This is a genomic window from Nonomuraea sp. NPDC003707 (assembly GCF_053587055.1).
The window spans coordinates 1-24,965 of sequence record NZ_JBSFNK010000068.1 but is presented as its reverse complement, the minus strand read 5'-3'; the positions used below and the strand labels follow the sequence as shown (position 1 = coordinate 24,965).

General features: G+C 71.3%; 30 protein-coding genes. 18 read left to right on the top strand and 12 right to left on the bottom strand.

All coding sequences use genetic code 11. The features are described from left to right. Positions 1-105 precede the first annotated feature (105 nt). Positions 106-825, top strand: coding sequence for a hypothetical protein (locus ACWDRB_RS64115; protein ID WP_449911958.1), 720 nt, complete (start codon positions 106-108; stop codon positions 823-825). Between the two features lie 145 nt (positions 826-970). Here the strand turns inward: ACWDRB_RS64115 and ACWDRB_RS64110 are convergent, their stop codons facing one another. Further along, entirely contained in the window at positions 971-1,441 is a 471-nt protein-coding gene (locus ACWDRB_RS64110) for a MarR family winged helix-turn-helix transcriptional regulator (protein WP_449911957.1), read from the bottom strand. Positions 1,442-1,574: 133 nt separating this feature from the next. On the opposite strand from ACWDRB_RS64110, the gene ACWDRB_RS64105 reads away from it, so the two are divergent. Beyond that, the gene (locus tag ACWDRB_RS64105; protein WP_449911956.1) at positions 1,575-2,549 is read left to right on the top strand and encodes an NAD(P)H-dependent flavin oxidoreductase; all 975 of its coding nucleotides are present in this window, start codon (positions 1,575-1,577) and stop codon (positions 2,547-2,549) included. Between the two features lie 13 nt (positions 2,550-2,562). On the opposite strand, the gene ACWDRB_RS64100 is transcribed toward ACWDRB_RS64105, so the two are convergent. Continuing rightward, positions 2,563-4,245 carry an HAL/PAL/TAL family ammonia-lyase gene (locus tag ACWDRB_RS64100; protein WP_363968314.1) on the bottom strand — a complete coding sequence of 561 codons (1,683 nt, stop codon included), beginning with the start codon at positions 4,243-4,245 and terminating at the stop codon, positions 2,563-2,565. Between the two features lie 186 nt (positions 4,246-4,431). Here ACWDRB_RS64100 and ACWDRB_RS64095 point away from each other — a divergent pair, with 186 nt between their 5' ends. Genes ACWDRB_RS64095 through ACWDRB_RS64080 form a run of 4 tightly spaced genes read left to right on the top strand, consistent with a single transcriptional unit; the run spans position 4,432 to position 6,240 of the window. Next, positions 4,432-4,818, top strand: a complete 387-nt coding sequence (locus tag ACWDRB_RS64095; RefSeq protein WP_449911955.1) for a PadR family transcriptional regulator — start codon at positions 4,432-4,434, stop codon at positions 4,816-4,818. Further along, positions 4,815-5,549 (top strand): RDD family protein, encoded by a 735-nt coding sequence (locus ACWDRB_RS64090; RefSeq protein ID WP_449911954.1) that lies wholly within the window; start codon positions 4,815-4,817, stop codon positions 5,547-5,549. The genes ACWDRB_RS64095 and ACWDRB_RS64090 overlap by 4 nt, the downstream gene beginning before the upstream one ends. Further along, the gene (locus ACWDRB_RS64085; RefSeq protein ID WP_355211753.1) at positions 5,546-5,917 is read left to right on the top strand and encodes a hypothetical protein; all 372 of its coding nucleotides are present in this window, start codon (positions 5,546-5,548) and stop codon (positions 5,915-5,917) included. Before ACWDRB_RS64090 ends, ACWDRB_RS64085 begins: the two co-directional genes overlap by 4 nt. 8 nt (positions 5,918-5,925) lie before the next feature. Then, the gene (locus ACWDRB_RS64080; RefSeq protein ID WP_449911953.1) at positions 5,926-6,240 is read left to right on the top strand and encodes a hypothetical protein; all 315 of its coding nucleotides are present in this window, start codon (positions 5,926-5,928) and stop codon (positions 6,238-6,240) included. Between the two features lie 16 nt (positions 6,241-6,256). Here ACWDRB_RS64080 and ACWDRB_RS64075 read toward each other — a convergent pair whose 3' ends face one another. Both ACWDRB_RS64075 and ACWDRB_RS64070 read right to left on the bottom strand, forming a co-directional pair. Continuing rightward, positions 6,257-7,228, bottom strand: a complete 972-nt coding sequence (locus ACWDRB_RS64075) for a hypothetical protein (protein ID WP_449911952.1) — start codon at positions 7,226-7,228, stop codon at positions 6,257-6,259. Between the two features lie 2 nt (positions 7,229-7,230). Further along, positions 7,231-7,434, bottom strand: a complete 204-nt coding sequence (locus ACWDRB_RS64070; RefSeq protein WP_363968326.1) for a hypothetical protein — start codon at positions 7,432-7,434, stop codon at positions 7,231-7,233. Between the two features lie 145 nt (positions 7,435-7,579). Between ACWDRB_RS64070 and ACWDRB_RS64065 the strand changes: the two genes are divergently transcribed. From ACWDRB_RS64065 to ACWDRB_RS64055, 3 genes are all read left to right on the top strand, one after another. Beyond that, positions 7,580-8,011 carry a hypothetical protein gene (locus tag ACWDRB_RS64065; RefSeq protein ID WP_350741438.1) on the top strand — a complete coding sequence of 144 codons (432 nt, stop codon included), beginning with the start codon at positions 7,580-7,582 and terminating at the stop codon, positions 8,009-8,011. A 76-nt stretch (positions 8,012-8,087) separates the two neighbouring features. Beyond that, the gene (locus tag ACWDRB_RS64060) at positions 8,088-9,602 is read left to right on the top strand and encodes a helicase HerA-like domain-containing protein (RefSeq protein ID WP_449911951.1); all 1,515 of its coding nucleotides are present in this window, start codon (positions 8,088-8,090) and stop codon (positions 9,600-9,602) included. Positions 9,603-9,766: 164 nt separating this feature from the next. After that, entirely contained in the window at positions 9,767-10,402 is a 636-nt protein-coding gene (locus tag ACWDRB_RS64055; protein WP_449911950.1) for a DUF6069 family protein, read from the top strand. A 57-nt stretch (positions 10,403-10,459) separates the two neighbouring features. On the opposite strand, the gene ACWDRB_RS64050 is transcribed toward ACWDRB_RS64055, so the two are convergent. Continuing rightward, positions 10,460-11,527 carry an alkene reductase gene (locus ACWDRB_RS64050; protein WP_449911949.1) on the bottom strand — a complete coding sequence of 356 codons (1,068 nt, stop codon included), beginning with the start codon at positions 11,525-11,527 and terminating at the stop codon, positions 10,460-10,462. A gap of 162 nt (positions 11,528-11,689) precedes the next feature. Between ACWDRB_RS64050 and ACWDRB_RS64045 the strand changes: the two genes are divergently transcribed. Further along, positions 11,690-12,223: a MarR family winged helix-turn-helix transcriptional regulator gene (locus ACWDRB_RS64045; RefSeq protein ID WP_350741446.1), complete on the top strand. Its 534-nt coding sequence runs from the start codon at positions 11,690-11,692 to the stop codon at positions 12,221-12,223. Here ACWDRB_RS64045 and ACWDRB_RS64040 read toward each other — a convergent pair. After that, positions 12,189-12,659, bottom strand: coding sequence for a nitroreductase/quinone reductase family protein (locus tag ACWDRB_RS64040; protein ID WP_355211728.1), 471 nt, complete (start codon positions 12,657-12,659; stop codon positions 12,189-12,191). The genes ACWDRB_RS64045 and ACWDRB_RS64040 overlap by 35 nt on opposite strands. Beyond that, positions 12,656-13,084 (bottom strand): PPOX class F420-dependent oxidoreductase, encoded by a 429-nt coding sequence (locus ACWDRB_RS64035; protein ID WP_350741448.1) that lies wholly within the window; start codon positions 13,082-13,084, stop codon positions 12,656-12,658. Before ACWDRB_RS64035 ends, ACWDRB_RS64040 begins: the two co-directional genes overlap by 4 nt. Positions 13,085-13,153: 69 nt before the next feature. On the opposite strand from ACWDRB_RS64035, the gene ACWDRB_RS64030 reads away from it, so the two are divergent. Further along, positions 13,154-13,651 (top strand): MarR family winged helix-turn-helix transcriptional regulator, encoded by a 498-nt coding sequence (locus ACWDRB_RS64030; RefSeq protein ID WP_449911948.1) that lies wholly within the window; start codon positions 13,154-13,156, stop codon positions 13,649-13,651. A 21-nt stretch (positions 13,652-13,672) separates the two neighbouring features. Here the strand turns inward: ACWDRB_RS64030 and ACWDRB_RS64025 are convergent, their stop codons facing one another. Continuing rightward, entirely contained in the window at positions 13,673-14,623 is a 951-nt protein-coding gene (locus tag ACWDRB_RS64025; protein ID WP_449911947.1) for a GlxA family transcriptional regulator, read from the bottom strand. Between the two features lie 151 nt (positions 14,624-14,774). On the opposite strand from ACWDRB_RS64025, the gene ACWDRB_RS64020 reads away from it, so the two are divergent. After that, positions 14,775-15,182, top strand: a complete 408-nt coding sequence (locus tag ACWDRB_RS64020; RefSeq protein WP_449911946.1) for a DUF6010 family protein — start codon at positions 14,775-14,777, stop codon at positions 15,180-15,182. Between the two features lie 8 nt (positions 15,183-15,190). Here the strand turns inward: ACWDRB_RS64020 and ACWDRB_RS64015 are convergent, their stop codons facing one another. Further along, entirely contained in the window at positions 15,191-16,363 is a 1,173-nt protein-coding gene (locus ACWDRB_RS64015) for an acyl-CoA dehydrogenase family protein (protein ID WP_449911945.1), read from the bottom strand. A gap of 83 nt (positions 16,364-16,446) precedes the next feature. On the opposite strand from ACWDRB_RS64015, the gene ACWDRB_RS64010 reads away from it, so the two are divergent. The 4 genes from ACWDRB_RS64010 to ACWDRB_RS63995 all read left to right on the top strand — a co-directional run bounded on the left by ACWDRB_RS64010 (position 16,447) and on the right by ACWDRB_RS63995 (position 22,034). After that, positions 16,447-20,019, top strand: a complete 3,573-nt coding sequence (locus tag ACWDRB_RS64010; RefSeq protein WP_449911944.1) for a WD40 repeat domain-containing serine/threonine protein kinase — start codon at positions 16,447-16,449, stop codon at positions 20,017-20,019. Between the two features lie 84 nt (positions 20,020-20,103). Further along, positions 20,104-20,298, top strand: a complete 195-nt coding sequence (locus ACWDRB_RS64005) for a hypothetical protein (protein WP_449911943.1) — start codon at positions 20,104-20,106, stop codon at positions 20,296-20,298. After that, a complete protein-coding gene (locus ACWDRB_RS64000; protein ID WP_449911942.1) occupies positions 20,295-20,633 on the top strand; it encodes a hypothetical protein in 339 nt (112 codons plus the stop codon). Before ACWDRB_RS64005 ends, ACWDRB_RS64000 begins: the two co-directional genes overlap by 4 nt. A 159-nt stretch (positions 20,634-20,792) precedes the next feature. Beyond that, on the top strand, positions 20,793-22,034 hold the full coding sequence (locus tag ACWDRB_RS63995) for an MFS transporter (RefSeq protein ID WP_449911941.1): 1,242 nt from the start codon (positions 20,793-20,795) through the stop codon (positions 22,032-22,034). Positions 22,035-22,214: 180 nt separating this feature from the next. Here the strand turns inward: ACWDRB_RS63995 and ACWDRB_RS63990 are convergent, their stop codons facing one another. The 3 genes from ACWDRB_RS63990 to ACWDRB_RS63980 form a co-directional block, all read right to left on the bottom strand. After that, positions 22,215-22,745, bottom strand: coding sequence for a hypothetical protein (locus tag ACWDRB_RS63990; protein ID WP_449911940.1), 531 nt, complete (start codon positions 22,743-22,745; stop codon positions 22,215-22,217). Between the two features lie 82 nt (positions 22,746-22,827). Then, positions 22,828-23,328 carry an NUDIX hydrolase gene (locus ACWDRB_RS63985; RefSeq protein ID WP_449911939.1) on the bottom strand — a complete coding sequence of 167 codons (501 nt, stop codon included), beginning with the start codon at positions 23,326-23,328 and terminating at the stop codon, positions 22,828-22,830. 92 nt (positions 23,329-23,420) lie between these two features. Continuing rightward, positions 23,421-23,873: a winged helix-turn-helix transcriptional regulator gene (locus ACWDRB_RS63980; RefSeq protein WP_449911938.1), complete on the bottom strand. Its 453-nt coding sequence runs from the start codon at positions 23,871-23,873 to the stop codon at positions 23,421-23,423. 94 nt (positions 23,874-23,967) lie between these two features. Between ACWDRB_RS63980 and ACWDRB_RS63975 the strand changes: the two genes are divergently transcribed. Both ACWDRB_RS63975 and ACWDRB_RS63970 read left to right on the top strand, forming a co-directional pair. Continuing rightward, positions 23,968-24,093, top strand: coding sequence for a hypothetical protein (locus tag ACWDRB_RS63975; RefSeq protein ID WP_449911937.1), 126 nt, complete (start codon positions 23,968-23,970; stop codon positions 24,091-24,093). Between the two features lie 65 nt (positions 24,094-24,158). Continuing rightward, a complete protein-coding gene (locus ACWDRB_RS63970) occupies positions 24,159-24,542 on the top strand; it encodes a PPOX class F420-dependent oxidoreductase (RefSeq protein WP_449911936.1) in 384 nt (127 codons plus the stop codon). Positions 24,543-24,965 lie beyond the last annotated feature (423 nt).

Sequence of the window (24,965 nt, the reverse complement as noted above, 5' to 3'; positions counted from 1 at the left end):
AGCGGCATTGACCATGAACACCATCCCCAACACTGGGGAATGCCCGGGCCGCCGCCCCGCCCGACCATGAAGGAGTTCGCACCACTAACAGGGGGAGGCAAACCCGTGACAAGCATCTCGACCCCGGCCCGCCGCCAGATCGAGCGGTTCCTGGAGTTCTCCGACCACGTCGGCGGCCTGAACGAGGGCGACGTGCTGGCGCTGCTCCGCGACCGGGGCATCACCACGCTGGAGGCACTCGTCAGCGAGGCCGTCAACGCGCCCCGCTCCGCCCCGCCCATCCAGATGGACGCCGCCCAGGCGCTGAGCAGGCCCGCGGCCGTCTCGACCCAGCCCATCACCCACCCTGCGCCCGCCATGGCGGTGGTCGTGGACGGCGTCGAACACGACCCTCGCGACCTGTCGCGGTTCGACGGCCGTCCGCTGACCTACATCTACGGCACCGAGCGCCTGGTCGCGCTGACCGACGACAGCGCGCTCAACGGCGCGGCGTGGGCGGCCTCGCAACTGCGTGCGGCCGACCCCCGCCCTGCGACGCAGGGCCAGGTCCAGATGTTCGAGCACGTGGACTACGGCGGCGACTGGTTCTGGTGCGGCGCCCGGCAGGCGCACAACGACCTGACCAGCGTCCACCACGGGCCGCTCCACCTGCACGACTGGAACGACGTCATCAGCTCCATGGGCAGTACGAACAACTCCGTCCGCTACTACGAGCACATCAACTTCAGCGGCAGCTCCCTGTTCGTCCAGCCCTTCGCCGACATCCCGACCCTCGTCCCCAGCGGATGGAACGATCGCATCTCCTCCGTCTGGAACCTGGGCTGACCGCCCGGCCGCGGCAGCAGGACGGCACCACCACCTGCCCGCGGCCGACCGAACCCCTCCGCCCCGGTGAGCCGTAGCGAGAACGCCGCCGGGACCCGCGAGCCCGCTCTGCGCAAGCGGGCTCGCGGCTTTTCTCAGCAAGGTCCTACTGGCGTTGCTGCCCCAGCAGTTTGGCGAGGATCGCGCTCAGCTGGTTGCGCTCGTCGCCGGTGAGAGCGTGGAAGGTGTCGTCGAGGAACGCCGGGATCGAAGCCTGGGCGGCCGCCAGCCGTCGCCGCCCCGAGTCGGTGATGGTGACGGCGTAGGAACGCCGGTCACGCGGGTTGCGCTCCCTGCGGACGTGGCCCTCCCGCTCCAGGTCGTCGCAGACGCCGACCATGACGCTGCGGTCGATCCGCAGCTCCTCGCTGAGCGTCTGCTGGGAGCAGGGGCCGACGGCGTCGAGCATCTGGAGCACGAGATGCTGACCGACCCCGAGCCCTTCCTCGGCGGCGTGCGCGTCGGCGGCGCGGGCCACGGCGGACGAGGCCCGGCACAGCGCGATGTCCAGCCGCTCGGCGGCGAGTCGCGGGAAGTACGCCGCCCCACGGTCCGTCGTCCTGGTCGTCGCCGCCATCGCTCTCCTTCCGGGTGAGCCGCCAGTCTAGCGCACATCCATCTCCTCTCAGATCGTTTGACATAAGATGATTGGGCTGGCAAACGGTCTGCCCGCCGCCCGCTGTCGCCGCCGATGAGCGATGATGGCGATCATGGCATTGATGACGGAGTTCACGGAGTTGTTCGGGGTACGGCATCCGATCGCGCTGGCCCCGATGGGCGGCTCGGCCGGCGGGGCGCTGACCGCGGCCGTCTCCAACGGCGGCGGGCTGGGGCTGCTGGGCTCCGGAAACGGAGACCCGGACTGGCTGGCCCGTGAGCTGCCGATCGTCACGCGGAGCACCGACCAGCCGTGGGGTGTCGGTTTCCAGGTCTGGGCGACCGACGTCGGCGCGGTCGAGCGGGTGCTGGAGCACGGCCCCAGGGCGGTGATGCTGTCCTTCGGCGATCCGCGTCCGTTCGCCGAACGCGTCCGGGCCTCCGGCACGACGCTGATCATTCAGGTCACCGACCTGGAGGAGGCCCGGCAGGCGATGGACGCGGGCGCCGATGTCATCGTGGCGCAGGGCACCGAGAGCGGCGGGCACGGGGCCCGGCATGGACGGTCGACGCTGCCGTTCGTACCGGTCGTGGTGGACCTGGTGGCTCCGGTGCCCGTGCTGGCCGCGGGCGGGATAGCCGACGGTCGCGGCGTGGCCGCGGCGCTGGCTCTGGGCGCCGCCGGGGCGCTCATCGGCACCCGGTTCCAGGCCACCGCCGAGGCCCTGGTCGACCCTTCGGTCGCCAGGTCGATCGTCGAAGGCCGCGGGCAGGACACCAGCCGCAGCCGGGTGCTGGACATCGCCCGCGGCTCCAAGTGGCCGTCGAGGTACACCGCCCGCACTCTCGGCCACCCGTTCATCGATCGATGGCTGGGCCGGGAAGCGGACCTGGCCGGGGATCCCCAGGCCAGGCAGGACTACCAGGACGCCGTGGCACGCGGGGATGTGCCCGCGTTGCCGGTGTGGGCCGGCGAGGCCGTCGATCTCATCACGGACCTGCCGCCCGCGGCCGACCTCGTCGCCCGCCTGGCCGCGCAGGCCGAGAACGCGCTGGCCCGCGCGGGCAGAAAGCAGCCGGAAAGCTGAGCGGCTTCCGGCGTCAGGCGGCGGCGGTCGGTACGAGGCGGCGGTTGCGTACGAGCCAGATGGCGCGCTCCAGGTCGGGAGTCATGTAGCGGTCGTCGCCCAGAGGGGTGATGTGCTGCCGGATCTCCGCGTGCAGGGATCGCGTGACGGCGCCGAGCGGCAGGCCCTCCATCTTCTGCGCGATGAGGTCGATGCCCTGGGCCGCCATCATGTACTGGACGGCCAGGACGACCCCGAGCCGGTCCAGGTTCTGCTGCAGGTTCCTGACCGAGGCCATCGCCATCGTGTTGTGGTCCTCCTGCCCGTCCTTGACCGGCCGGGACAGCGTTCCCGCCGGCGTGGCCCTCACCTGCATCTCCGGGACCAGCGCGGCGGCCACCGTCTGCACCTGCACCATGCCGGAGTTGAGGCCGACGGTCCCGCCGGCGAGGTTGGCGGGCAGGCCGTAGCTCCACTTGGGCGACAGCAGCCGCCCCGACAGCTCCTGCGACAGCACCCCGACGTCGGTGATCTCCGCGTTCAGGGTGTCGGCCAGGTGTCCCATGATGGAGGCGTCCCAGTTGCCGCCCATCACGAACTCGTACCCCTGCCCGTCCCCGCGCAGGAAGACCAGCGGGTTGGAGGTCGAGGAGTTGGCCTCCCGCACGAGTGCGCGGCGCGTCTCGGCCAGCGCGTGCCGCAGGCCGGCCAGGATGTGCGGCGCCGCCCGCACCGACACCGCGTCCTGGATGCGCGGCTCGTAGTTCGCCGGGTCGAGGCGCTTGCGGCCCTCCTCCGTCATCCAGCCCGAGCCCGCCACCATGGCGCGCAGCCGCGTGGCCACCGCGTCCTGCTCGGGGATGTGGCGTTCCTTGTGGGTACGCGCGTCGAGCGAGCCCTGCTCGGCCCTGGTCGCCTCCATGAACAGGGCGAAGGCTCCCTCCGCCTGGTCGGCGAGCGTGGTGGCCCGGTAGACGGCGTTCATCAGCACGGCGGCCACGACGGTGCTGCCGCTGATGATGGGCAACGCCTCCCCCGCCTGGAAGACGAAGTCCCTGGGCAGCCCGGCCTGCGGCAGGATCTCGGAGGCGGGCCCCTCCCTGCCCAGGTAGCGTACGGGCGCGTTCTCGCCGGCCGCCGCGAGTCCCGCGGCGGCCTGCGGCTGGAGGTCCCCGGTGCCCAGCGACCCGATCTGCGGCATCCGCGGGATGACTCCGGCGTTGACCATGGACAGCAGGCGCTGCGGCACCTCGGGCCGGACCCCGTACGTTCCCCTGGCCATCTGGTTCGCCTTGAGGATCAGGGCCAGCTTGGCCACGTTGTCGGGCAGCGGCTCGCCGACGCCCGCGGCGTGGGAGCGCAGGACGTTGTGCTGGAACTGCTCGGCCTGTTCGGGCGTGAGGGGGCGGTCCTTCAGCGGCCCGAGCGCCTGGTTCCAGCCGTACACGCGCTGGTTGGCCAGGGCGGCCAGCGCCCCCTGCCGCGTCTGGTTCATGGTCGCCGGCACGGTCGCCGCGAGCTGTGCGGTGACGGGGCGGCCCGAGAGGACCGCGAAGGCGTCCCGCAGCGAGAAGGAGCTTCCGTCCAGAACCAGGCTCAGCGGCCGTGGCGGCGCCGCCGCGGGCGGGCGTTCGGGGGTGGCGACGGCCTGGCCCGGTACGAACATGGCGACGAGCAGGGCCGCACCCGCGGCTGCTCGTCCGACTCTGGTGGTCAACGTGTCCCCCGGCCTTCGCGACGCGGATCAGCAACGCTCCCTTTTAGACACGGGACGGGACGGCGTAGAAGACGGCTCGGCAATGGCGGGACAAATGCTGACTCACCCTCGACCGGTCCGTGACAGGCCGTCTTCGAGGTGACCCGATACCTTGCCACACAAGGTATCGGGTCGTACTTTGGTCATATGCCTGAGGACACCGAGGCGACGCCGGGCTCGTCCACCGTCGCCCGCCTCCGCCGCGAGCTCGCGCGGGGCACGACCGAGCTGGCCGTGCTGTCCGTCCTCGACGTCCGCCGCCGGTACGGCTACGAGCTGCTGAAACTGCTGCGGCAGGCGGGTGAAGGGGTCCTGGAGGTCAAGGAGGGCACGCTCTACCCGCTGCTGCACCGGCTCGAGGACGCCGGCCACATCCTCGCGACCTGGGAGGCGGAAGGGCGGGCCAGGCCGCGCAAGTACTACGTCATCACCCCGGACGGTCGCACATACCTCGCCATGCTGCGGGCCGAGTGGACCGGCCTGGTGGACGCCATGCGACAGCTACTCGACACCCTTGGCGAGGTGCAGGAATGAGCGACGAGCAGCAGATCATCGACGACTACGCCGAAAGGGCCGGACGGCACCTGACCGGTCCGGCCCGGGAGAGGGTGAAGGCGGAGCTCGTCGATCACCTGTCCGACGCGGCGGAGGCGGGCGAGCTGGCCGAGGCCCTGAGCCGGCTCGGCCCCCCGGAAGAGGCGGCGGCCGCCTTCGCCGAGATCGGCTCCACTCCGCCCGCCCGCGTGGACGTGCGGTTCGTCGCCGTGCTGATCGACAACCTGCCGCTCGTCGGCGTCACGATCGCGCTGCTCGTCCAGGGGCTTGCCCGGACGGTCGGGCAAGGAGGCGGGTTCAGCCTGGCGTTCCCGCCCTTCGTGTACGTCAAGGTCGGCGGCGTCTGCGTGTCCACGGCACCCCAGGGGTGCGCAATCGCCGCCTATGACTCCGCCGGGCTGCTCTACGCCCTGGGTGTCCCGCTCGCCCTGGCCTGGTCGATCGTCGGGCTGGGGCTGCTGGAGGCGTGGACCGGCACGACGCCGGGCAAGCGCGCCATGAAATTACGGGTGGTGACACAGGCCGGGCTGCGCATCCATCCGGTCGCCGGCATCGTGCGCAGGCTCAGCCTGCTGCTGGGGCCGTTCGCCTGGCTGGACTGGGCTCCCGTCGTGTGGGGCGACCGGCGGCGGGTGCTCGATCACCTGGTCGCGACCAAGGTCGTCAACGCCCAGGTCACGACGTTTCCGCAGGGCAAGCGGGGGGGATGATTCCGAACCGTCTGGGATCGCGGCAACCGGGGGTAAGCGTGCCAGTTACTGGACAACAAGGGAGCTGGCTGTGGGCTCGGGACTTCGACGGGATATTCACCCATACGGTCACTGTTCAGGTCGCCAACCGCGACACTTTCGCGGAAATCGCGTTGTTCGACGACCGGGCGATGGACAAGGAACTCCATGTGGCGAAGTGCGCGATCACTCAGATCGTCAGTGCCGGCGGCGTCGAAAACTGGGACATCGGGCTGACCGGCGTCTTCAATCCAAACGCGTTCCGGAGGAATGTCACGAGCATCACGTTCGGGGCGCTGGCCACCAACTCGCGGGCCGCCGCGCGGTGGATGCTGACCTTCTGGTCTTAGGGGGAGTGATGGAGTTCCATGTCGATGCGCGGGAAGGCGAGGAGCCGTACCACCAGTGGTGTCTGGTGTACGAGGTCGAGTCGTCCCAGGTCGTCCACCTGCACCAGCACATCGCCATCAGCCCGGACGCGGCCCTGGCGAAGGAGCAGCTCGCCGAGGCGGCCCTGGCGCAGGTGCCCTCCGGTGTCCCCCGGGAGCGCCTTGCCGTCGCGCACCCGGATCCCGGCGTGGAACTGGGCCCGGACATGACCTACGTGATCGATCCGGAATCGGGCCGGGTGACCGCCAGGCCGGACGCGAAGACGTTCTACGAGACGCGCTGAGCCGGGTCCCGCGTGCTCATGCCGGTGCTGCGGCCGTGGCGGCGCGGAGCTTGCGCGGGCGCAGCAGCTTGGCCCGCGACGCCAGGATGCCGCCGGCGGACCCGGCGTCCTGGAGGGCGGCCGTGAGCCAGTCGACGCTCACCGGCTGGCCGTTGCCCTGCTTGATCAGCAGATCGCCGGCGGCCCGGGTGGAGCTCAACGCCCTCAGCCAGGGATGGACCCACGTGGGGACCGGGAAGGTGACGACATCGCCTCGATCGTCGCGCATGGTGACGAGCACCAGCGGGCAGTCCGAGCCGTGACCCACGGCGTGCAGGTCCTCGCTGGTCAGGCTGGCCAGCGAGGCCACGCTGGCGCCGGTGGCCTCGATCAGGGCGACGGCCACCGCTTCCGCCACGCGGCCGTCCGCGGCCAGCCGGGAGGCGCCGTGGCGCAGCAGTCGCCGCTCCTCGCGCGTGATCGTGGGCGACCGGGGCTCGTCGGCAGGCATGGAGCCGCCGTCGCCCTGCCGGATCGCGCCGATCGACCAGGCGAACCAGTAGAAAGAGGACAGGGCGCGGTGCTTCCTCGCCACTGTCGCGCCGGAGAGGGCCCGGCCGGGGTTGCGTACACCGACGGTGAGTGCGCCGATCCGGGCCTGCTCGCAGTAGGCGTCCAGGTGATCGCCGGTGGCGGCGAGCAGCCCCAGGCCCGGCTCCACGGCCTGCAGCCAGCGCAGGAACCCGGCCAGGGTCTGCAGGCACGCCTGCCGCGTGGCCGTGCTCGGCCGGTCCAGCAGCCAGGCGGCCACCGTCCGCCGGGTGTGACAGTCCAAGGCGTCGAGGAGCTCGACGTCGGCGCGGGGCCGCAGTCCGGCGATCTGCCCGACGCCGGGCACGGCTTCCGCGCGCGGAGACGGCGTCCCGGCCCCGCGACGGCGCGCGGCTCGGGGCCCGGCCGAGTCCTCGTCGGCCGGCGCGTCTGCTCCTCCGGCGGGTGCGTACGACATGCTCACCACGCGCGCGCCGGTGAGGCTTCGGCGCGGCGGGGTCGTCCCGCGCCGGTGGCGCACGGCAGAGCCGCATGGCCGCGCGTCGGCGACGCGGCCGTCGCGATCGCTGCCGCGGCCGTCGCGCAGACATGACCGCCGCAGCCGGCACTCAGACCAATCATCATCGTGTTGATCTTCTCATGGATGGAGACGCGCTGTCGCATGCGATCGATCCCACGGGCCGCCCTTCCTGAAGGTGTCTAAAGCGGTCTGCATGCGGACGTCAGGGTGCTGAAAGAGCGTTGCAGGCGCTCTGCCCATCAATGGTGACGCAAGCCTTCGTCAGCCTTCGTCACCCAGGAGAACCCGATGAAGCGCACCATCGGAACGCTGCTCGCCGCCACCGCCACCGCCGGCGCCCTCGCCGTGGGTGTCCCCGCCCTCAGCGCCGCCGCGGACGCCTCGACCGCGTCCTCCGCCGGCGCGCTCGACGGCCTCAGGCAGGCCCGGCCCTTCCTGTTCACCTACACCTTCAACGGTCACCTCAAGGTCGCCGGCGGCAATTTCACCGTCGACCGCCGCGTCTACCTGGCCGTCAAGTACAACACGGGCCGGGTGGCGTTCTCCAGGTGGGAGATCGCCAGGCCGCATGCCGTCACTCCCGGCGGGGCCGTCTACGTGGAGACGACGATCGCCGCTCCCTGCGCCGGGAGCAAGAACGGGTACGCGCAGGCGTACGACGAGGCCACCCGGACGTGGTCCCCTCGCCTGCAGGTGACGATCTGCCAGCGGATCGACTGACACTTGTCGCTCTTTTCCGTGACATATTCCTCACAATGGGTAACAACATCGCGGGGATGCCACACGGGGAGAGCCGATGAAGGGATACGACGTCGAGGGACCGGCGCTGGAACTCGGGGCCCTGGTGCGGGAGGACGGCACCGCCGACCCCTCGGAACAGATCCGCATCTCTCTCGGCATGCTGAACCGGCACGGACTGGTCGCCGGCGCCACCGGAACGGGGAAGACCAAGACCCTCCAGCTCATGGCGGAGCAGCTCGCGGCCCAGGGAGTCCCGGTCTTCCTGGCCGACATCAAGGGGGACCTGTCGGGGCTCGCCTCGCCGGGCACGACGTCCGAGCGCGTCACCCGGCGGGCCGCCGAAGTGGGGCAGACGTGGCAGCCCATGGCCTGTCCGGCGGAGTTCTTCTCCCTGGGCGGCCTGGGGACCGGAATCCCGATCCGCGCCACCATGACCGCCTTCGGGCCGACCCTGCTCGCCAAGGTCCTCGGGCTCAACGAGACGCAGGAGTCGTCGCTCGGCCTGATCTTCTATTTCGCCGACAAGCATGGGCTGCCCCTGCTCGACCTCAAGGACCTGATCGCGGTCATCCGGTATCTGACCGACACCCCGGAGGCGCTGAGCGGGATCGGCGGGCTGTCGGCGGCGACGGCGGGCGTCATCCTCCGGTCGTTGACCAACTTCGAGGCGCAGGGGGCGGAGGCGTTCTTCGGCGAGCCGGAGTTCGACGTGCGCGACCTGCTCCGGGTGACCGGCGACGGCAAAGGGATGGTCTCCGTTCTCGAGCTGCCCGCCGTGCAGGACCGGCCGCAGCTGTTCTCCACCTTCCTGATGTGGCTGCTCGCCGACCTCTTCCACGTGCTCCCCGAGGTGGGCGATGTCGACAAGCCGAAGCTCGTGTTCTTCTTCGACGAGGCGCACCTGCTGTTCGACGACGCGTCCAAGGCGTTCCTGCAGTCGATCACCCAGACCGTGCGGCTGATCCGGTCGAAGGGCGTCGGCGTCTTCTTCGTCACCCAGACGCCGAACGACGTGCCGTCCGACGTGCTCGCCCAGCTCGGCGCGCGCGTACAGCACGCCCTGCGCGCCTTCACCCCCCAGGACGCCAAGGGGCTCAAGGCCACGGTCTCGACCTTCCCCGCGTCCTCCTACGACCTGGAGCGGCTGCTCACCGAGCTCGGCATCGGCGAGGCCGTGGTCACGGTCCTGTCGGAGACGGGCGCGCCGACCCCCGTGGCCTGGACGCGCCTGTGCGCGCCGCAGACGCTCATGGCGCCGTCGAGCCCGGACGTGGTCCAGGGCATCATCGCCGCCTCGCCGCTGCAGCAGAAGTACGGTACGGCGGTCGACCGCCAGTCCGCCTACGAGATCCTGTCCGCGAAGCTGGCCGAACAGCAGCAAGCCGAGGAACCCGCCGCCGAGGCCCCACACGAGCCGGCGCGGCCCAGGGAGCCGGAGCCGAAGCGGTCCACGCTGGAGAGCGTGCTGGAGTCGAAGGAGTTCCGCTCCATGGCGCGGTCGGCGGCCTCCGCCCTCGGCCGGGAGATCACCAGATCCATCTTCGGGACCGCCCGCCGCGGACGGCGCTGACCCGGAGCACGTCCGGCCAGGCCGTCCCCGTCGGGCCGGCGGCGAATCGGGCCCGGAGGTGACTCACGGTGATCGACTTGGAGCGGAAAGCGGCTTTACCCTCTTGACGGCGCGTGTAAGGTGCTCGAAGTGCCTGATCAGCATCCGCGACAAGGGTGATTCGCATGTCATACCCCTCCCACGATGGCTACGATCGCCGCCCGGCTCCGGCCCGGCCGAGGGTGAATCCCGCGCGAGTATGGGGAGGCGGCGTGGCGGCCGCCGTGGTGGCCGCACTGATCGTGGTGGTCGGAGTCATGATCAGCAAGAGGCTGCTCGGCATCCGCGTCCTCACCCCCGACGGGGCGCCCGTCTACGGCAGCTCGGCGACCACGGGATACGCGATCTCGGCCGCCGCCCTGGCGCTCATCGCCACGCTGCTGCTCTACATCCTCATGCTGTCGACCCCGGAGCCGAACAGGTTCTTCGGCTGGATCGCCGGGCTCGGCACCGTCATCATCACGCTCCTTCCGTTCATGAACTCCGCGGATCTCATCCCGCAGATCGCCACGGCCGTCATCAACCTGATCATCGGCGTCGCGATCGTCTCGCTGCTGGCGTCGATCGGGCGTACGGCCATCGAGGAGGTGCCGGATCAGGGCTCGTACCCGTACGAGCAGCCCCGCGGATACGACCAGCCCCGGGGGTACGAGCAGCAGCGCGGATACGAGCAGCAGCGGTACGAGCAGCCCCGGCACGAGCGGTCGCGCGAGTACGAGCAGCGCGGATACGAGCGCCGGGACCACAACCCGTACGACTGACCGCCCGGTCCGACCACCGGTTTCGGTTGCCGCAGAAGGCCTCGACCCGCGGGCGGGTCAGGTGAGGGCCGGGTAGTCGGTGTAGCCGCGGTGGTCGCCGCCGAAGAAGGCGGCCGGGTCGGGGGTGTTGTACGGGCCGCCGGCCGCGAGGCGGGCGGGCAGGTCGGGGTTGGCCAGGAACATCGAGCCGAAGGCGATCATGTCGGCGGTGCCGTCCTCCACCAGGTCCAGCGTGTCGGGGCCGGTGGGGGCCGGATGGGTGAACGGGTTGAGGATGAGCGCGCCGGGCCAGTCCTTGCGCAGGCGGCGGGTCAGGTCGCGGTCCGCGCCTTCCACCAGGTGCAGGTAGGCCAGGTCGAGCGGGACCAGCCGCGCCACGAGAGCGCCGTACGTCTCCTCCACATCATCCTCGGCGATGTCGTTGTAAGGGTTGCCGGGCGAGAGGCGAAGGCCGACCCGCTGCCCGCCGATCGCCCCGGCCACGGCGGTGGCCACCTCGGAGGCGAAGCGGATGCGGCCCTCGGCCGAGCCGCCCCAGGCGTCGGTGCGGCGGTTGCTGTTGGGGGCGAGGAACTGCTGGATCAGGTAGCCGTTGGCGCCGTGGAGCTCCACCCCGTCGAACCCGGCGGCGATCGCGTTGCGGGCCGCGGCGGCGAAGTCGTCGACGGTCCGGCCGATCTCAGCCTCGGTCAGCTCCTTCGGGGTGACGAAGTCCTTGGGGCCCTCGTGGGTGTAGATCTGCCCCTTGGCCGGCACGGCGGAGGGGGCGACCGGGTGCAGGCCGTCGGGCAGGAGGCTGGGGTGGCCGATCCGGCCGGTGTGCATGATCTGCGCGAAGATCACACCGCCCGCGCCGTGGACGGCGTCGGTGACCTTCCGCCAGGCCGCGACCTGTTCGGCGGAGTGCAGTCCGGGGGTGTCGGGGTAGCCCTGGCCGACCACCGACGGCTGGGTGCCCTCGGTGACGATCAGGCCGGCGCCGGCCCGCTGCGCGTAGTAGGTGGCCATCAGCTCGGTCGCGCCGGCGCCGGGGCCGTAGGCGCGGCTGCGGGTCATGGGGGCCATGACGATGCGGTTGGCCAGGCGCTTGCCGCCCAGTTCGTAAGAGTCGAATGCCGTTGGCATGATCACATTCCTTGTTGAGAGGTGCTACGTAGTGTTACCTGTTCGAGCAAGTAAGTTCGCGGATCCATTCCAGGCGGCCGCGTGATCTATGTCACGCACGGCGAGAAGCCGTTCCGATAGGATGAATGCTTGTTCGAGCAGCCACATTCACGGGAGGGGCCGATGGGCTCAGCGAAGAAAGGCGCCGAGATCGCGGCGACGGCCGGCACCCCGCTGCCGCCCTCCGTCCAGGCGGGCCCGCTCAACCACGCGATCATCCGCGTCGCGCGCCTGCACCGCATGCTCGCCGCCCAGCTCCTGCGCCGCGTCGGCCTCCACCCCAGCCAGGAGCTGGTCATGATGCAGCTGTGGGACCGCGGCCCCCAGCGTCAGACCGACCTGGTGCGCATGCTCGGCTCCGACGCCGCCACCATGACCCGCACCATCCAGCGCCTCGAGCACGCCGGCTTCGTCCGCCGCCGCCCCTGCGCCACCGACAGACGTGCCACCATCATCGAGCCCACCCCCGCCAGCCAGGCCCTGCGCCGCGAGGTCGAGAACATCTGGGCCGAGCTCGAAAGCAGCGTCGCCGGCGGCCTGACCCCCGATCAGCAGGCCGACGCGCTCGACGTGCTCGAACAGATCGAGGCCGGCCTCGCCCGCGCCACCACGCAGAGCACCCTCACTCCTGGCCGGATCGGGGTACCAGGCGAATGATCGGCAGTTCCCGGTCGGTCTTCACCTGATACTGGGCGAAACGGGGCGCGGCGGCGACGATCTGCTGCCAGGCCTGTTCGCGTTCCGCGCCGTGGAGCTGCTCGGCGACCACCGGCACCGTGCGGCCGTCGACCTCGATCCGCACCTGGTCGGGGTGGGCGGCGAGGTTGTAGTACCACGCCGGGTTCCCCACCGCCCCGGCCGCCGAGGCCACGATCAGCCAGTTGCCGTCCTTCCCGGGGAACCAGCCGACCGGTGTCGTACGCTCCAGCCCGCTCTTGCGGCCGACGGTCGTCAGGATCAGGGCGTTGAAGCCCATGAACGTCCCGCCGCCCTTGCGCCGGAGCCGTCTGGCCATCAGCGCGTTCAGCCATCGGAACGCCCGGCCGGCCGGCTGGCGGGCGCCCCGGGTCCCCGCGGGGGTGTCGAAGCTCATGCGATCTCTCCATCATCGGTCGGGTGGACGGTACGGCGGACCTCGACCTCGCGGTCGTGGCCGAACGGCAGCCCCTCCAGGTTGAAGCTCCACGACACCGCGGGGGTGATCCGCATGTAGGACGCGAGCCCGAACTGGCCCTGGCGTTCGACGAGTTCGGCGTCGCCGTAGATGCGCAGGTAGCGCGGCGTCCACGGATCGGTCGAGGGCAGGTCGTCGATGACGAGGGCGACCTTGGTGTTCCCGTCCCGCACGTTGCGGAACTTCCTGGTCCTGTCCGGATCGATGCCGCCGACGTACACGTGCGTCCCGTCGAAGTCGAACCCCACCGGCACCACGTCCGGCTGGCCGTCGTCCGAGACGGTGGCGATGCGGGCCAGTCGCTGGGACCGCAGGTAGCCGATCTCTTCTTCGCTGAAAGACATGCTGAACCCGTTCGTTAACGGAGCGTACTGTATGCGGCATTAACTATATGCCCCATGTACCGTAGTGCCGTGAACAAGACGGCGCAAGCAGGGCAGGAAGACGCGACGGAGGCCCGCCATATCGGCGACCCGCGGACGGACGTCGCCACCGCGCTGCACCAGCTCTCCACCCTGGTGCAGGGCATCTACCTCCGCGTCTCCGAACGCCACGACCTGACCCCGGTCCAGGCCAGGCTCCTGTGCGTCCTGCTCGACGGCCCTCGGGGCATGGCCGAGCTCGCGCAATGCTTCGGTGTGGAGAAGGCCGCGCTCACCGGCCTCATGAACCGGGCCGAGCGGCGTGGTCTCGCCCAGCGATCAGCCGTGCCGGGCGACCGGCGCGCGCTGCAGGTGACGCTGACCGACGCCGGTCACGAGGCGGCGATGGCGTTCCATGCCGAGGTCAGCGTGGAGCTCGACCGTCTCGTCGCACCGCTCGCGCCCGACGTCCGCGAGCGCTTCGGCGACACGATGGCCGAGATCATCGAGAAGTGCCGGGGGTCGGGCGGCTGCGCCGGACACCGCTGACCTCCGCGGGCCCCCGAAGGCTCAGGAGGCGTTCGTCCGGAAGGAGGAACGGTAGGACTGCGGCGTGACACCGACGACGCGCTTGAACCGCTCCCGGAACGCGGTGGCCGACCCGAACCCGGCCTGCGCGGCGATGCGTTCCACGCCGTGGTCGGTGTTCTCCAGCAGGAACTGCGCCCGTCGTACGCGTGCGCGCAGCAGCCACTGCAGCGGCGTGGTGCCGGTCTGCTCGCGGAAGCGGCGGCTGAAGGTCCGCTCGCTCATCCCGCCGCGCAGGGCCATCTCCGCCAAGGTCACCTCTTGGGCGAGGTTGTCCTCGATCCACGACAGCACCGGCTCCAGCAGCGACCCCTGGGGCACCGGCGGCTGGGCGTGGACGATGAACTGCGCCTGCCCGCCCTCCCGTTCCAGGGGCATCACCGACAGCCGGGCCGAGTCCGCGGCGACCGCCGAACCGAAGTCCCGCCGGATGATGTGCAGGCACAGGTCCAGGCCGGCGGCGGCCCCGGCCGAGGTGAGGATCTGGCCGTTGTCGACGTACAGGACGTCCGGCCGCACGTCCACCCGCGGAAACTGCTGGGCCAGCCGGTGCGCCGCCGCCCAGTGCGTGGTCGCGCTCAGCCCGTCCAGCAGCCCGGCCGCGGCAAGGGTGAACGCCCCCGCGCAGATGGAGGCGATCCGGGTGCCGGCGGCGGCCGCCGCACGCAGGGCGCCGAGCACCTCCGGCGCGGGCGGGGCGGCCAGCTCGGAGCAGCCCGGCACGACGATCGTGTCCGCCTCCCGCAGCGCCCGCAGGCCGTGCGGGGCGATGAGCGTGAAGGCGCCGCCGGCCACCTGCGGCGTCGCGGCGCAGACCAGGATCCGGTACGGGCTGCGCCCGTCCGCCAGCCGGGCCCGCCCGAACACCTCGATGGGCGTCGCCAGGTCGGCCGCCACCACATGGTCCAGAGCCAGGACCGCCACCGTGTGCATGAGGACACGGTAGGCGCTCACGGGTTCGGGCCGGATGGCGGGAACCCGTGGGAAATTGTCGATCCAGCCCATGGGGAGCCGTGGCCGCGCGCTCTAGCGTTGCGCTGCGAGAACCGGAGAACCCCAACCTCAGAACGGATTGCCACACCCCATGTCCGTCATCATGCCGATCGTCATCGGGCTGATCTGCGTTTCCCTCCTGTCCCTGATCCCCGAGCCGCAACGGCGCCAGGTCAACGCCGTGCTGGTCGGCGGGGCCGGCGCCGCCTACCTCAGCGGGGGCGGACTCGGGTACTGGGAGTTCGTCCTGCCGGTCGTCATGACCTACGTCGCCTACCGGGGGCTCGACAGCTGGACCTGGATCGGCATCGGCTGGCTGCTCCACACCGCCTGGGACGTCCTGCACCACCTCCAGGGGAACCCCCTCCTGCCCTTCTCCGCCCTTTCCTCCTTCGGCTGCGCCATCTGCGACCCGGTCGTGGCGCTGTGGTGCTTCGCGGGCGGGCCGTCGATCGTCACGTGGGTCCGCACCCGCAAGGCCGCGACGCCGCAGGCATAGGGCCCCGGTCAGTCCAGCCCGCCGCGTTTGACCAGCTGGGCGGCGATGACGTTGCGCTGGATCTCGTTGGTGCCCTCGCCGACGATCATCAGCGGCGCGTCGCGGAAGTAGCGTTCCACGTCGAACTCGGTGGAGTAGCCGTAGCCGCCGTGGACGCGTACGGCGTTGAGCGCGGCTCTCATGGCGGCCTCGGAGGCGAACAGCTTCGCCATGCCGGCCTCCATGTCGCAGCGCGCGCCGCTCTCGTAGCGCTCGGCGGCGTGCAGGATGAGCTGGCGGGCGGCGGTGAGGTCGGTGGCCATGTCGGCGAGGTGGTTGCCGACGGCCTGGTGCTTCCAGATGGGCTTGCCGAAGCTCTCCCGCTCCTGCGCGTAGCGCAGGGCGTCGTCGAACGCCGCGCGGCCCACCCCCAGGGCCCGGGCGGCGACCTGGATGCGGCCGACCTCCAGACCCTTCATCATCTGCCCGAAGCCGCGGCCCTCCTCGGCGCCGAGCAGGGCGGTGAGCGGTGCCCGGTGGTCCTCGAAGACCAGCTCGCAGCTCTCGACGCCCTTGTAACCGAGCTTGGGCAGGTCGCGCGAGACCGTCAGGCCCGGCCCGTGTTCGATGAGCAGGATGGAGATGCCCTTGTGGCGCGGCCGCGCGGAGGGGTCGGTCTTGCACATGAGGGCGATCAGCTGGGAGCGGCGGGCGTTGGTGATCCACGTCTTGGCGCCGTTGACCACGTAGTCGTCGCCGTCCCGGCGGGCGGCGGTGGTCATGGCCTGCAGGTCCGAGCCGCCGCCGGGTTCGGTCAGCGCCATGGTCGCGCGGATCTCGCCGGTCGCCATCCTGGGCAGGTAGTGGTCCTTCTGCTCCTGCGTGCCGAAGGCGAGGATGAGCTTGGACACGACGGTGTGCCCGCCCATGGCGCCGGCCAGGCTCATCCAGCCGCGGGCGAGCTCGGCGGTGACCAGGGCGTAGCACGGCATGGACACCGGAGCCTCGCCCCAGGGTTCGGGGATGGCCAGGCCGAAGATGCCCAGCCGCTTCATCTGCTCGATGAGCTTGTCCGGGTATGCGTTGGCGTGTTCCAGGTCGCGGGCGACGGGCCGGACCTCCCGCTCGACGAAGTCGCGGACCGTGTCGACGACGGCTTGTTCCTCGGTGGTGAGCCCGGTGGTGAGCCCAGTGGTGAGCATCGTCCTGCGTCCTCTGCTGATCTTGTGGCCGGTGCCGAGCACCCCGCCCGAACCGGCGGCGGTGATCGGCCATCTAACGAACCATGACAGCAGACCCGCTGCGTCCGGGGGATCCGTCGAGGCTGGGCCGCTACCGGCTGGCGAGCAGGCTCGGCTCGGGCGGCCAGGGCGTCGTCTACGAGGGCTACGACGAGGCGGCCAACCGCGTGGCGGTCAAGGTCCTGCACGCGTACCTGTCCGGCGACTCTCCCCTGCGCCGCCGCTTCACCCGGGAGGTGACCGCCGCGCGGCAGGTGGCCTCGTTCTGCACCGCCCGCATCCTGGATCACGACCTCGAAGGCGAGCGCCCCCACATCGTCAGCGAGTTCGTCCCCGGCCCGAGCCTGCGCGCGGCGGTGGCGGAGGGGGCGCCGTTCTCGGGTGACCCGCTGCACCGGCTGGCCGTGGGCGTGGCCACCGCGCTGGCCGCCATCCACCAGGCGGGCGTGGTGCACCGCGACCTGAAGCCGGAGAACGTCCTGATGGGGCCGGACGGGCCACGAGTGATCGACTTCGGCATCGCCAGGGCGGCGGGCCTGTCGATGACCTCGACGGGCGAGCTGGCCGGGACTCCGATGTACATGGCGCCGGAGTTGTTCTCCGGGGGCCGGGCCGAGCCAGCGGCCGATGTGTTCGCCTGGGGGTCGGTGGTGCTGTTCACCGCGACGGGGCGCGACGCGTTCACCGCCCCGACGACGATCGCGGTCATCAACCGGCTGCTCAACCACGACCCTGACGTCGATGTCCTGCCCGAAGGGCTGCGCGAGCTGGTTCGCGCCGCGCTGTCCAAGGACCCGGCCGCGCGTCCTTCCGCGCAGCGCCTGCTGCTGACGCTGCTCGGCGGCGGAGGCGAGCGCGCGACGCTGGCCGAAGGCGCCGAGGCCGCCGCGGGGGTGCGCCCTTCCGGCGGGCGGGCCGCCGACCCGGCGCTCGGCGCGGTGGCCGAGCGGTTCTACGCCGGGCTGCCGGCGTCCGAGCGCGAGGTGGCGCGCGATCTGCTGCTGCGACTGGTGGACGTTCGCGACGGCGACGAGGCGCCGCGCACCGCCACCCTGGACGAGCTGATCGAGGTACGGCACGAGGCCGCCGAACGGGTGCTCGCCGCGCTCGAGGAGGCCACGCTGGTCCGCCGCCAGGGAGACGGGGTCGTGATCGGCAGCGCCGCCCTGCTGTACGCCTGGCCCCGGCTGCACGAGTGGGTGACCGGCGACCGCGACGCGCTCGGACGCCACCGCGAGCTGGGCGAGGCCGCCCGCCGCTGGGCCCGTGGCGGGCGCCGCCCTGAGGACCTCCTCCGCGGCACCGCCCTGCGCCACGCGCTGGACTGGACCGGCGCCACGCATCTGACCCTGAACACCACGGAGCGCGAGTTCGTCGAGGCGAGCAGGGCCGGGTCGGCGCGGCAGAGCAGGCTGCGGCGCCTGGTCACCACCGGCGTGGCGGTCCTGCTCGTCGCCTCGCTCACCGCCGGCACCCTCGCCTGGCAGCAGTCGCTCAGGAGCGACGAGGCCGGCCGGCGCCTGGCCGAGGAGCGGTCGCAGGCCGCGGCGCGGCGGGTGGCGCTGCAGGCGGACGCGCTGCGCGGGACCGACCCGGTGAAGGCGATGCTGCTCAGCGTGGCGGCCTACCGCATCGCGCGGGTTCCTGAGGCACGTTCGGCGGTGCTGAGCTCGCTCGCCCAGCAGGAGCAGTCGGTCTTCACGGATCCCGCCCCGGCCAACGAAGGGCGGGCGCTGAGCCCCGACGGCCGGACGCTGGTCAGCGCGGGCGCCGGCCGGGTGACCGTCTACGACGTGGCGACGGGGCGGCCGGTCAGGACCTTCGGCGGCATCGGCGAGGCGCCCGTCACCGCCGCGGTGGGTCCGGACGGTGACACGCTGGCGCTCGCGGGGGGCGGCAGGCTGGAGCTGTGGAGCCTGCGGACCGGGCGGCGGCTGGGCGAGGGCGGCTGGATGCCCGGAGGCTCGACGAGCTACGACGGACGCCCGGCGAGCCTGGAGTTCAGCCCCGGCGGGGGCTACATCGTCGTGCGCGCCAACCTGGGCGGACCGTACGTCGCGCTGTGGAACGTGGCGCGGCGGGCGCTGGAGAAGCAGGACGGCTACGTGAGCCACGCAAATGTCGGCCCCGGCGACCGCTTCGCCGCCCTCGAGATCACCGAGCACGACACCGTGACGACGCTGCGGGCGTTGCCGGGAGGGGGAACGCCGGCGGGCAAGCGGCTCCCCGGCCGTGGCCTGCCGGGGCAGGTCACGGCCATCAGCCCCGACGGCGCGCTGGCCGCTGTGGGCGGGCGGAAGGGCACGACGCTGTGGAGCCTGTCCACCGGCACGCGGGACCGGCGCAGCTTCCCCGGCCCGGGCACCGAGGCCGTCTTCAGCGACGACAGCCGCTTCCTGATCACTTTCGACAACTGGGCGGGCGGCCGCATCACCCTGTGGCGGCTGAGCGACGCGGCCCCGCTCCTGCGGCTCACCGTCGCGTCCAAGATCGTCGGGGCCCCGCGGTTCGGCCCAGGGAACCGTACGCTGAGCATCCTGGACGACGCCGGGCAGGTGACCACCTACGACATCAGCCGGCAGACCGGCCCCCGACGCGTCGTGCCCGCCGGCGCTCTGCAGCCGCGGTTCACCGCCTCGGGGAGCCTGCTGCTCGCCCGGACGGGCGACGCCGTGCGCGGCTGGTCGGTGCCCGGGTTCACCGAGACCCGTCGGCTCGGCGTCGGCGGGAAGGGCGAGCCGATCATGCGGGTCAGCCCCGACGGGCGCACGGTCGTCACGATCTCCTCGGAGGACCTCACCACGGGACCCACGTTCTGGGACGCGGCATCCGGGCGGAAGATAGGCCACCTGGCCCTGCAGTCGGCGGACGTCAGGGCGGACATGCAGATCAGCCCCGACGGCCGGCTGCTCGCCCTCAGCTCGGCCATGGCCAACGACTACACCGGCGCGGGCGAGGTCGTGGTCGTCGACATCGCGCGGCGCGAGCGGGTCATGCGGTTCGGCCCGGTCGCGGGCGGCCCGCTGTCCTTCAGCTCCGACGGCAGGTTCCTGGTCACCGCCGACGCCGCGGGTGCCGACGTCATCGACCTGGTCACCCGCAAGGTGCTCCCCCGCGGGCAAGGCCCCGGGACGCTGGCGGTGGGGTGGATGGTCCTCGCGCCGAAGGGTCCGCTCGGCGCCTCGCCGTACGGGAGCAGAGCGGTGGTCCTGTGGGACACCCGCACCTGGCGTACGACGGGTCAGGTGTTCAGGGTGCCGGGAGACGTCGTGGGGACCAGGTTCTCTCCCGACGGGCGGGTCTTGGCGGTCGCCCACGACACCAGGGTGACGATGTTCGACACGGTCGCGGGCCGGCAGCTCGGCGCCGCCTGGACCGTGACCACCGGGGCGTTCGATCCGTACGAGCTGCACGACCTCATGCCGGCGCTCGCCTTCACGGCCGACGGCTCGGCCCTGCGCGTCGTGGGGCTCGACGGCGCGTTCCAGGAGCTTCCGGTCGACCCCGCGCCGGCCGTCCGGATCGTGTGCGAGCGGGCGGGCCGACGGCTCACGCAGGCGGAGTGGCGCGAGCATGTGGGAGCCGACGTGGGTTATCAGGAGGTCTGTCCCGCTTAGGTGGGGTTTACCCCATGGTGGTCTGGAGTGCTGGCTTCAATGCTTCCAGCGGCCGGGTGCGACATGTTCGTTGTTGGAGGGACCATGTCGAACTCAGCGGTGGTCGCGCGGCGGCTGCGCGCGGCCGGCCTCGACGTCATCACGGGCGTCGGGGGGCACGGGGTCGTCGCGGTCCTCACCGGCGCTCGTCGCGGCCGTACGGTCGCCTACCGGGCGGACATGGACGCGGTGCCGCCGGGCGAACAGATCGGCGGCGGCACACAGGCGGCTCATCGGTGACCTTCCCCGAGGTCCCGTTTCCCGCCATGGTCTGTCCGGAACGGGAGGGCCAGGCGATCAAGCGGTACCTTCAGCGGCCGGGCCGGGTGCGCACGTTGCAGGCCGCGGTGCCGTTCAGTGGCGAGGACTTCGCGCTGTTCCTCGATCGGCTTCCCGGCACGTACACCTTTCTCGGCGTCCGGGCCCCCGGCGCCGCCATCGAGACCGGTTACCCGCACTTCGGCGCCTTAACCCCGGACGAGCGTGCCATCGGCCACGGGGTCCGCGCGATGGCCGGCTGGCTGGCCACGCGGACCCGCACGGCCGGCGGGGGCACCCCAGACCACCAGCACTGATATCGAATTGGTTATCCCCCTGGACACATATCGATATTGGACATGACCCGGCGGCTTCTGCTCTCCTCTTGCAGTGCAGATCGAGAATGAGGGGACGACCAGGCCGCAGTGCCCCGACGTCCTCCGGCAGGCATCGGGATCGTGAGGACGACCCGGCCCATGGCGCCGAGTACGTCCGCCCCGCATCCGAGCCGACCGCTCGCCGGGGACCCCGCGCCTCCGGTGCGCCCGCCGGGCAACGGCCGCCACGTGCTCGCCGTCGTCGTCGGAGTGCAGCTGGCCATCTCGATCGGGTTCTTCGCGGTGATGGCGCACCTGGTCACGTACCTGCGCCACGACCTCGGCCTGCTCGCCGGCACCATCGCCGTGGTGCTCGGGGTGCGCGTGGCGCTGCAGAACATGCTGTTCCTGCCGGCCGGCGCGATCACCGACGCGGTGGGACCGGCCCGCGCGGGAGCGCTGGCCTGCGCCCTGCGGGCGGCCGGTTTCGGCCTGCTGGGAGTCATCGACGGGCCGGCCGGGTTGCTCTGCGCGGCGGCGGTCCTGGCGGTGGGCGGGGCCCTGTTCCACCCGGCCGCCCAGTCCCTGCTTGCCGGGGTGCGGCCCGAACGGCGTGCGAAGGGCTTCGCGGCCTACGTCGTCGCCGGCCAGTTAGGAGCGGTGGCCGGCCCACCCGTCGGGCTGGCCCTGCTGGCCGGCGGATTCGGGCTGCTGTCCGCGGCGGCGGCGGGCGCCTGGGCGGTCGGCGCCGTACTGTTCCTGCTGATGCCGGCCGAACGCGCCGCCGGCCGTCTCCACGTACGCAGGCTCACCGGTGGCGTGTCGGCGGTGCTCCGAGACCGAGACTTCCGGCGCTTCGCCATGACCGCCGCGCCGACGACGCTGCTCGCCGACCAGATCGTCACCGTGGTCCCGCTCAAGGAGGTCGGGGCAGGTTCGACGACCCTGTTCTTCTGCGTGGTGGCGGTCGCCATGGCCGCGGTCCAGCCCTGGTGCGCGGCCGGCGGGCGAGGCGAACGTCCCTGGGTGCTCAGAAGCGGCCTGGTCTGTGCCGGCCTCGGCTACCTGGCGCTGCTCGCGATGCCCTCCGGCGAGGGCGGTCACCTCGTCATCCTCCTGGTGGCCGCGGTGCTGCACGGGCTGGCCCAAGGGCTGATGCAGTCGGCGCTGTTCCAGACGGTCACGCGGTGCGCGCCGTCCGGACGGTTCGGGGTCTATTTCGGCCTGCTCAGCTTCGTCGCCGGGGTGGTCACGTTGGCCGGCGGGTTCGTGGTCGGCCGGCTGTTCGACGCCGGGGGCGGCGCGGCGGCCATGGCGCCGGCGGGGCTCGCGCTGATCGCGGTGCTCTCCGCCGCCGTCCTGCGGCTTCCCGCGAGCACGACGGGCCGTGATCTTCGCTGACGACACCCGCACCCATTCGAGGCTGCGCGAGCTGATCCCCGACTGATAGCGTGGGGATCGCGAGGCCATGGGAGGGCTTCCTTCTCACTTTTGGAAAAGTCATCTAGCCTTCCCGCTTTCCTCGCGTTCAGGCCGTGAGACATTCTGCGGGCTCCTTGCGAGCCAGGGGCCCGCAAGGGTCTATGGCCGCTCAGGCGCTTCCTCCACACTTCGCCGATGCCATTCCGCCAACTCCACCAGCAACCCATCGGCGGCCCCACCGAACATCGCCGCGAGCGCTTGTTCGCTGTCCACCACCACGACGGTGTCGAGCAGGTCCGCCCGCAGCCTCGCCGCCCTCGGATCCCCGGCGCCGTCAGGGTCGAAAGCGGTGGCGGCCAAGAACAAACCGCCGACGCCTGCCAAGGTGCCGGCCTGGTGGGCCTGGGTGCCGAGCACCGCGGAAGCGTTCGCTGGCGCGGCGGGCAGTGCCGGCTGACCGTCGCGGAGCAGAAGCGCGAGCGGGCGGACGGGGACCGTTTCCCCTGCCTCGCCGTCCGGCACATGAGCGCCGCCGTCGCGGCCGCGGGTCACACCGGACGGATGTCCCCATGGCCGACCGCTGTCCTGGTCCTGCACACTCGCGCGTGTGAACAGACTCCCCTCGGCATCGACGACAAGGTCTCCAGGCTGCCATCGCTCGCCATCGAGCGGTGCGTGCGTGTCCTTCATGGTGGGCAGGGTACGCCCCGACTACGACAAATGACCCGACAAGACGTACGCATCTTGATCGGCATCCCGCTCATATCGAAGGTCAGCCGTCGACGAGGATCGGGTGGCGGGGCGGGCCTTTGACAAGGAGGGCGGCCAACAGGTGCGGCAGCCCGGCGGGGCGCAGGAGATCGGCGGTCTCAGCCAGTTCTTGTGCTGTCCACCAGCGGTGGCCGGTGATGCTCGCCCTCTCGAAGTCCTCCATGCGGGTGGTGTCGATCTCCGAGATGGGAATGCGGGCCAGGTAGTAGCGCTGCCGGACCTCAAAGGTGACGCCGTCCCGCTGCGTGGTCCAGGGGCGTCCTCTCCACACCTCCGGCCCCAACGCCACATCCGCCAACCCGGTCTCCTCGCGCAGCTCACGCAGTGCCGCAGCTCGATGGTTCTCCCCGGGCTGGAGACCGCCGCCGGGGGTGTACCAGCGAAGCGTGCCATCGCGTTGGTCACGGCTGGAGAACAGCAGGAGCCGATCGGCGTCGTCGATGAGAACGACACGTGCGCTGGGGCGCGAGACCAAGCCATCCGCCGTTTCCACCACGATCATTGTCTCCCCTGAAAGCAATCCTCTCCAGCCCTTCGGTGCCCCCGCTCGTCGGATGTTCAAAGACCTGAGGTCAAGAGCTCTGGCCCCCTCGGTCAGACGGCCGCTCCTGGGCCTGGTAGCAGGTCGACGTCGCCGGCGTGCATCGGCTGGCCGCAGTGGGCGCAGCGCAGGTCGGTACGGCTGATCTCGCCGCATGCGTGGTGGCGGTAGAGCACGGGTGGTCCGGCCTGGCCGACGAGCCATTTGTCGCCCCAGCCGGCCATGACCATGAGCAGGTCGATCAGTTCGGTGCCTTTGACGGTCAGGTGGTATTCGTGGCGTGGCCGGTTGTCGTAGGGGCGGCGTTCGAGGATGCCTTGGTCGACGAGGTGGTTGAGGCGTTCGGTCAGGACTTTGCGGGAGATGCCGAGGTCGGCTTGGAGGTGGTCGAATCGGTTCAGGCCGGCCCATATGTCGCGCAGGATCAGGGGTGACCAGGGTTCTCCGATGACGTCGAGGGTGCGGGCGATGGAGCAGGCCATGTCGCCGAAGTTGGTGCGTTGCATGGGGTCAGTCTACCCATTGGAGTTCCCTTAGGGAACTTTAAGTGTTACGGTTATAGAGTCTCTTCAAGGAACCCAAGGAAGGAATCGCCACCAGGTGCACATCCTGCTCGGCGGCGGCCGCCCCTTCTTCCAGGCGCTGCCCGAGCACGTACACCTGCGCCTGGTCGAAGCCGTACCGGCACAGGGCGTCACCCACCTCCACAACGAGGTCGAGCGCTGATCAGCGCTCACACCCCCTTACAACGTCACCACCGCAGTCGCCGCAACCCCTGCAAGGAGAAGAAGATGCTCAACCCCGACGTACGCCGCGTCCTCGACGGCACTTCGCTGGCCCACCTCGCCACCGTCCTGCCGGACGGCTCGCCCCACACCGTCCCGCTCTGGGTCGGCACCCACGGAGACCACATCGTCTTCCTCACCGGTCCGCAGTCGCGCAAGGCCCGCAACCTGCGCCGCGACCCGCGGGTGGCGCTCTCCATAACGCCCGCCGACAACCCGTTCCAGCCCGTCATCGTCCGCGGCCGGGTCATCGAATGGCTCGACGGCGACGCGGCCTGGGAGATCATCGACCAGATCTCCATGAAGTACATCGGCAGGCCCTACAACCGAGATGAGGCGCGCATCGTCGCCGTCATCGAGCCCGAGCGGCAGACCGTCGGCATGAGCTGAGTCACCCCTTGCCGCTCATCCAGCACTCCCCCTGCACCGAGCAACCACCCACGACACTGTGCCGCATTCCGGCCGCGCCCGCATGATCGGCTCAGTTCAACTCCTTCGGTGCTGCCCCGATCGTGCCTGCGCCCTGTTCGCGGTGGCCGTTGCACGAAGCACGATGCTCAACACGCCGTACGGCTCGCCCGCGGCCCGTCCAGCCCGCCGTGCTCCGTGTTGATCTGCCTTGGACGCTTCATCTGGGGCAGTGTTCGACGACGCGGGTCACGTGGTTGTGTGCGCGAGGATGGCGGCCGCCAACTCCTCGTGCACCTCCGGCGGCAGCGTGTGCCCCATACCCTCCACCATCATCAACCGCGCCCCCGGGATCCCCTCGGCGATGATCGCACCATGACCCGGCTTGGCCGGCTCATGAGTGCC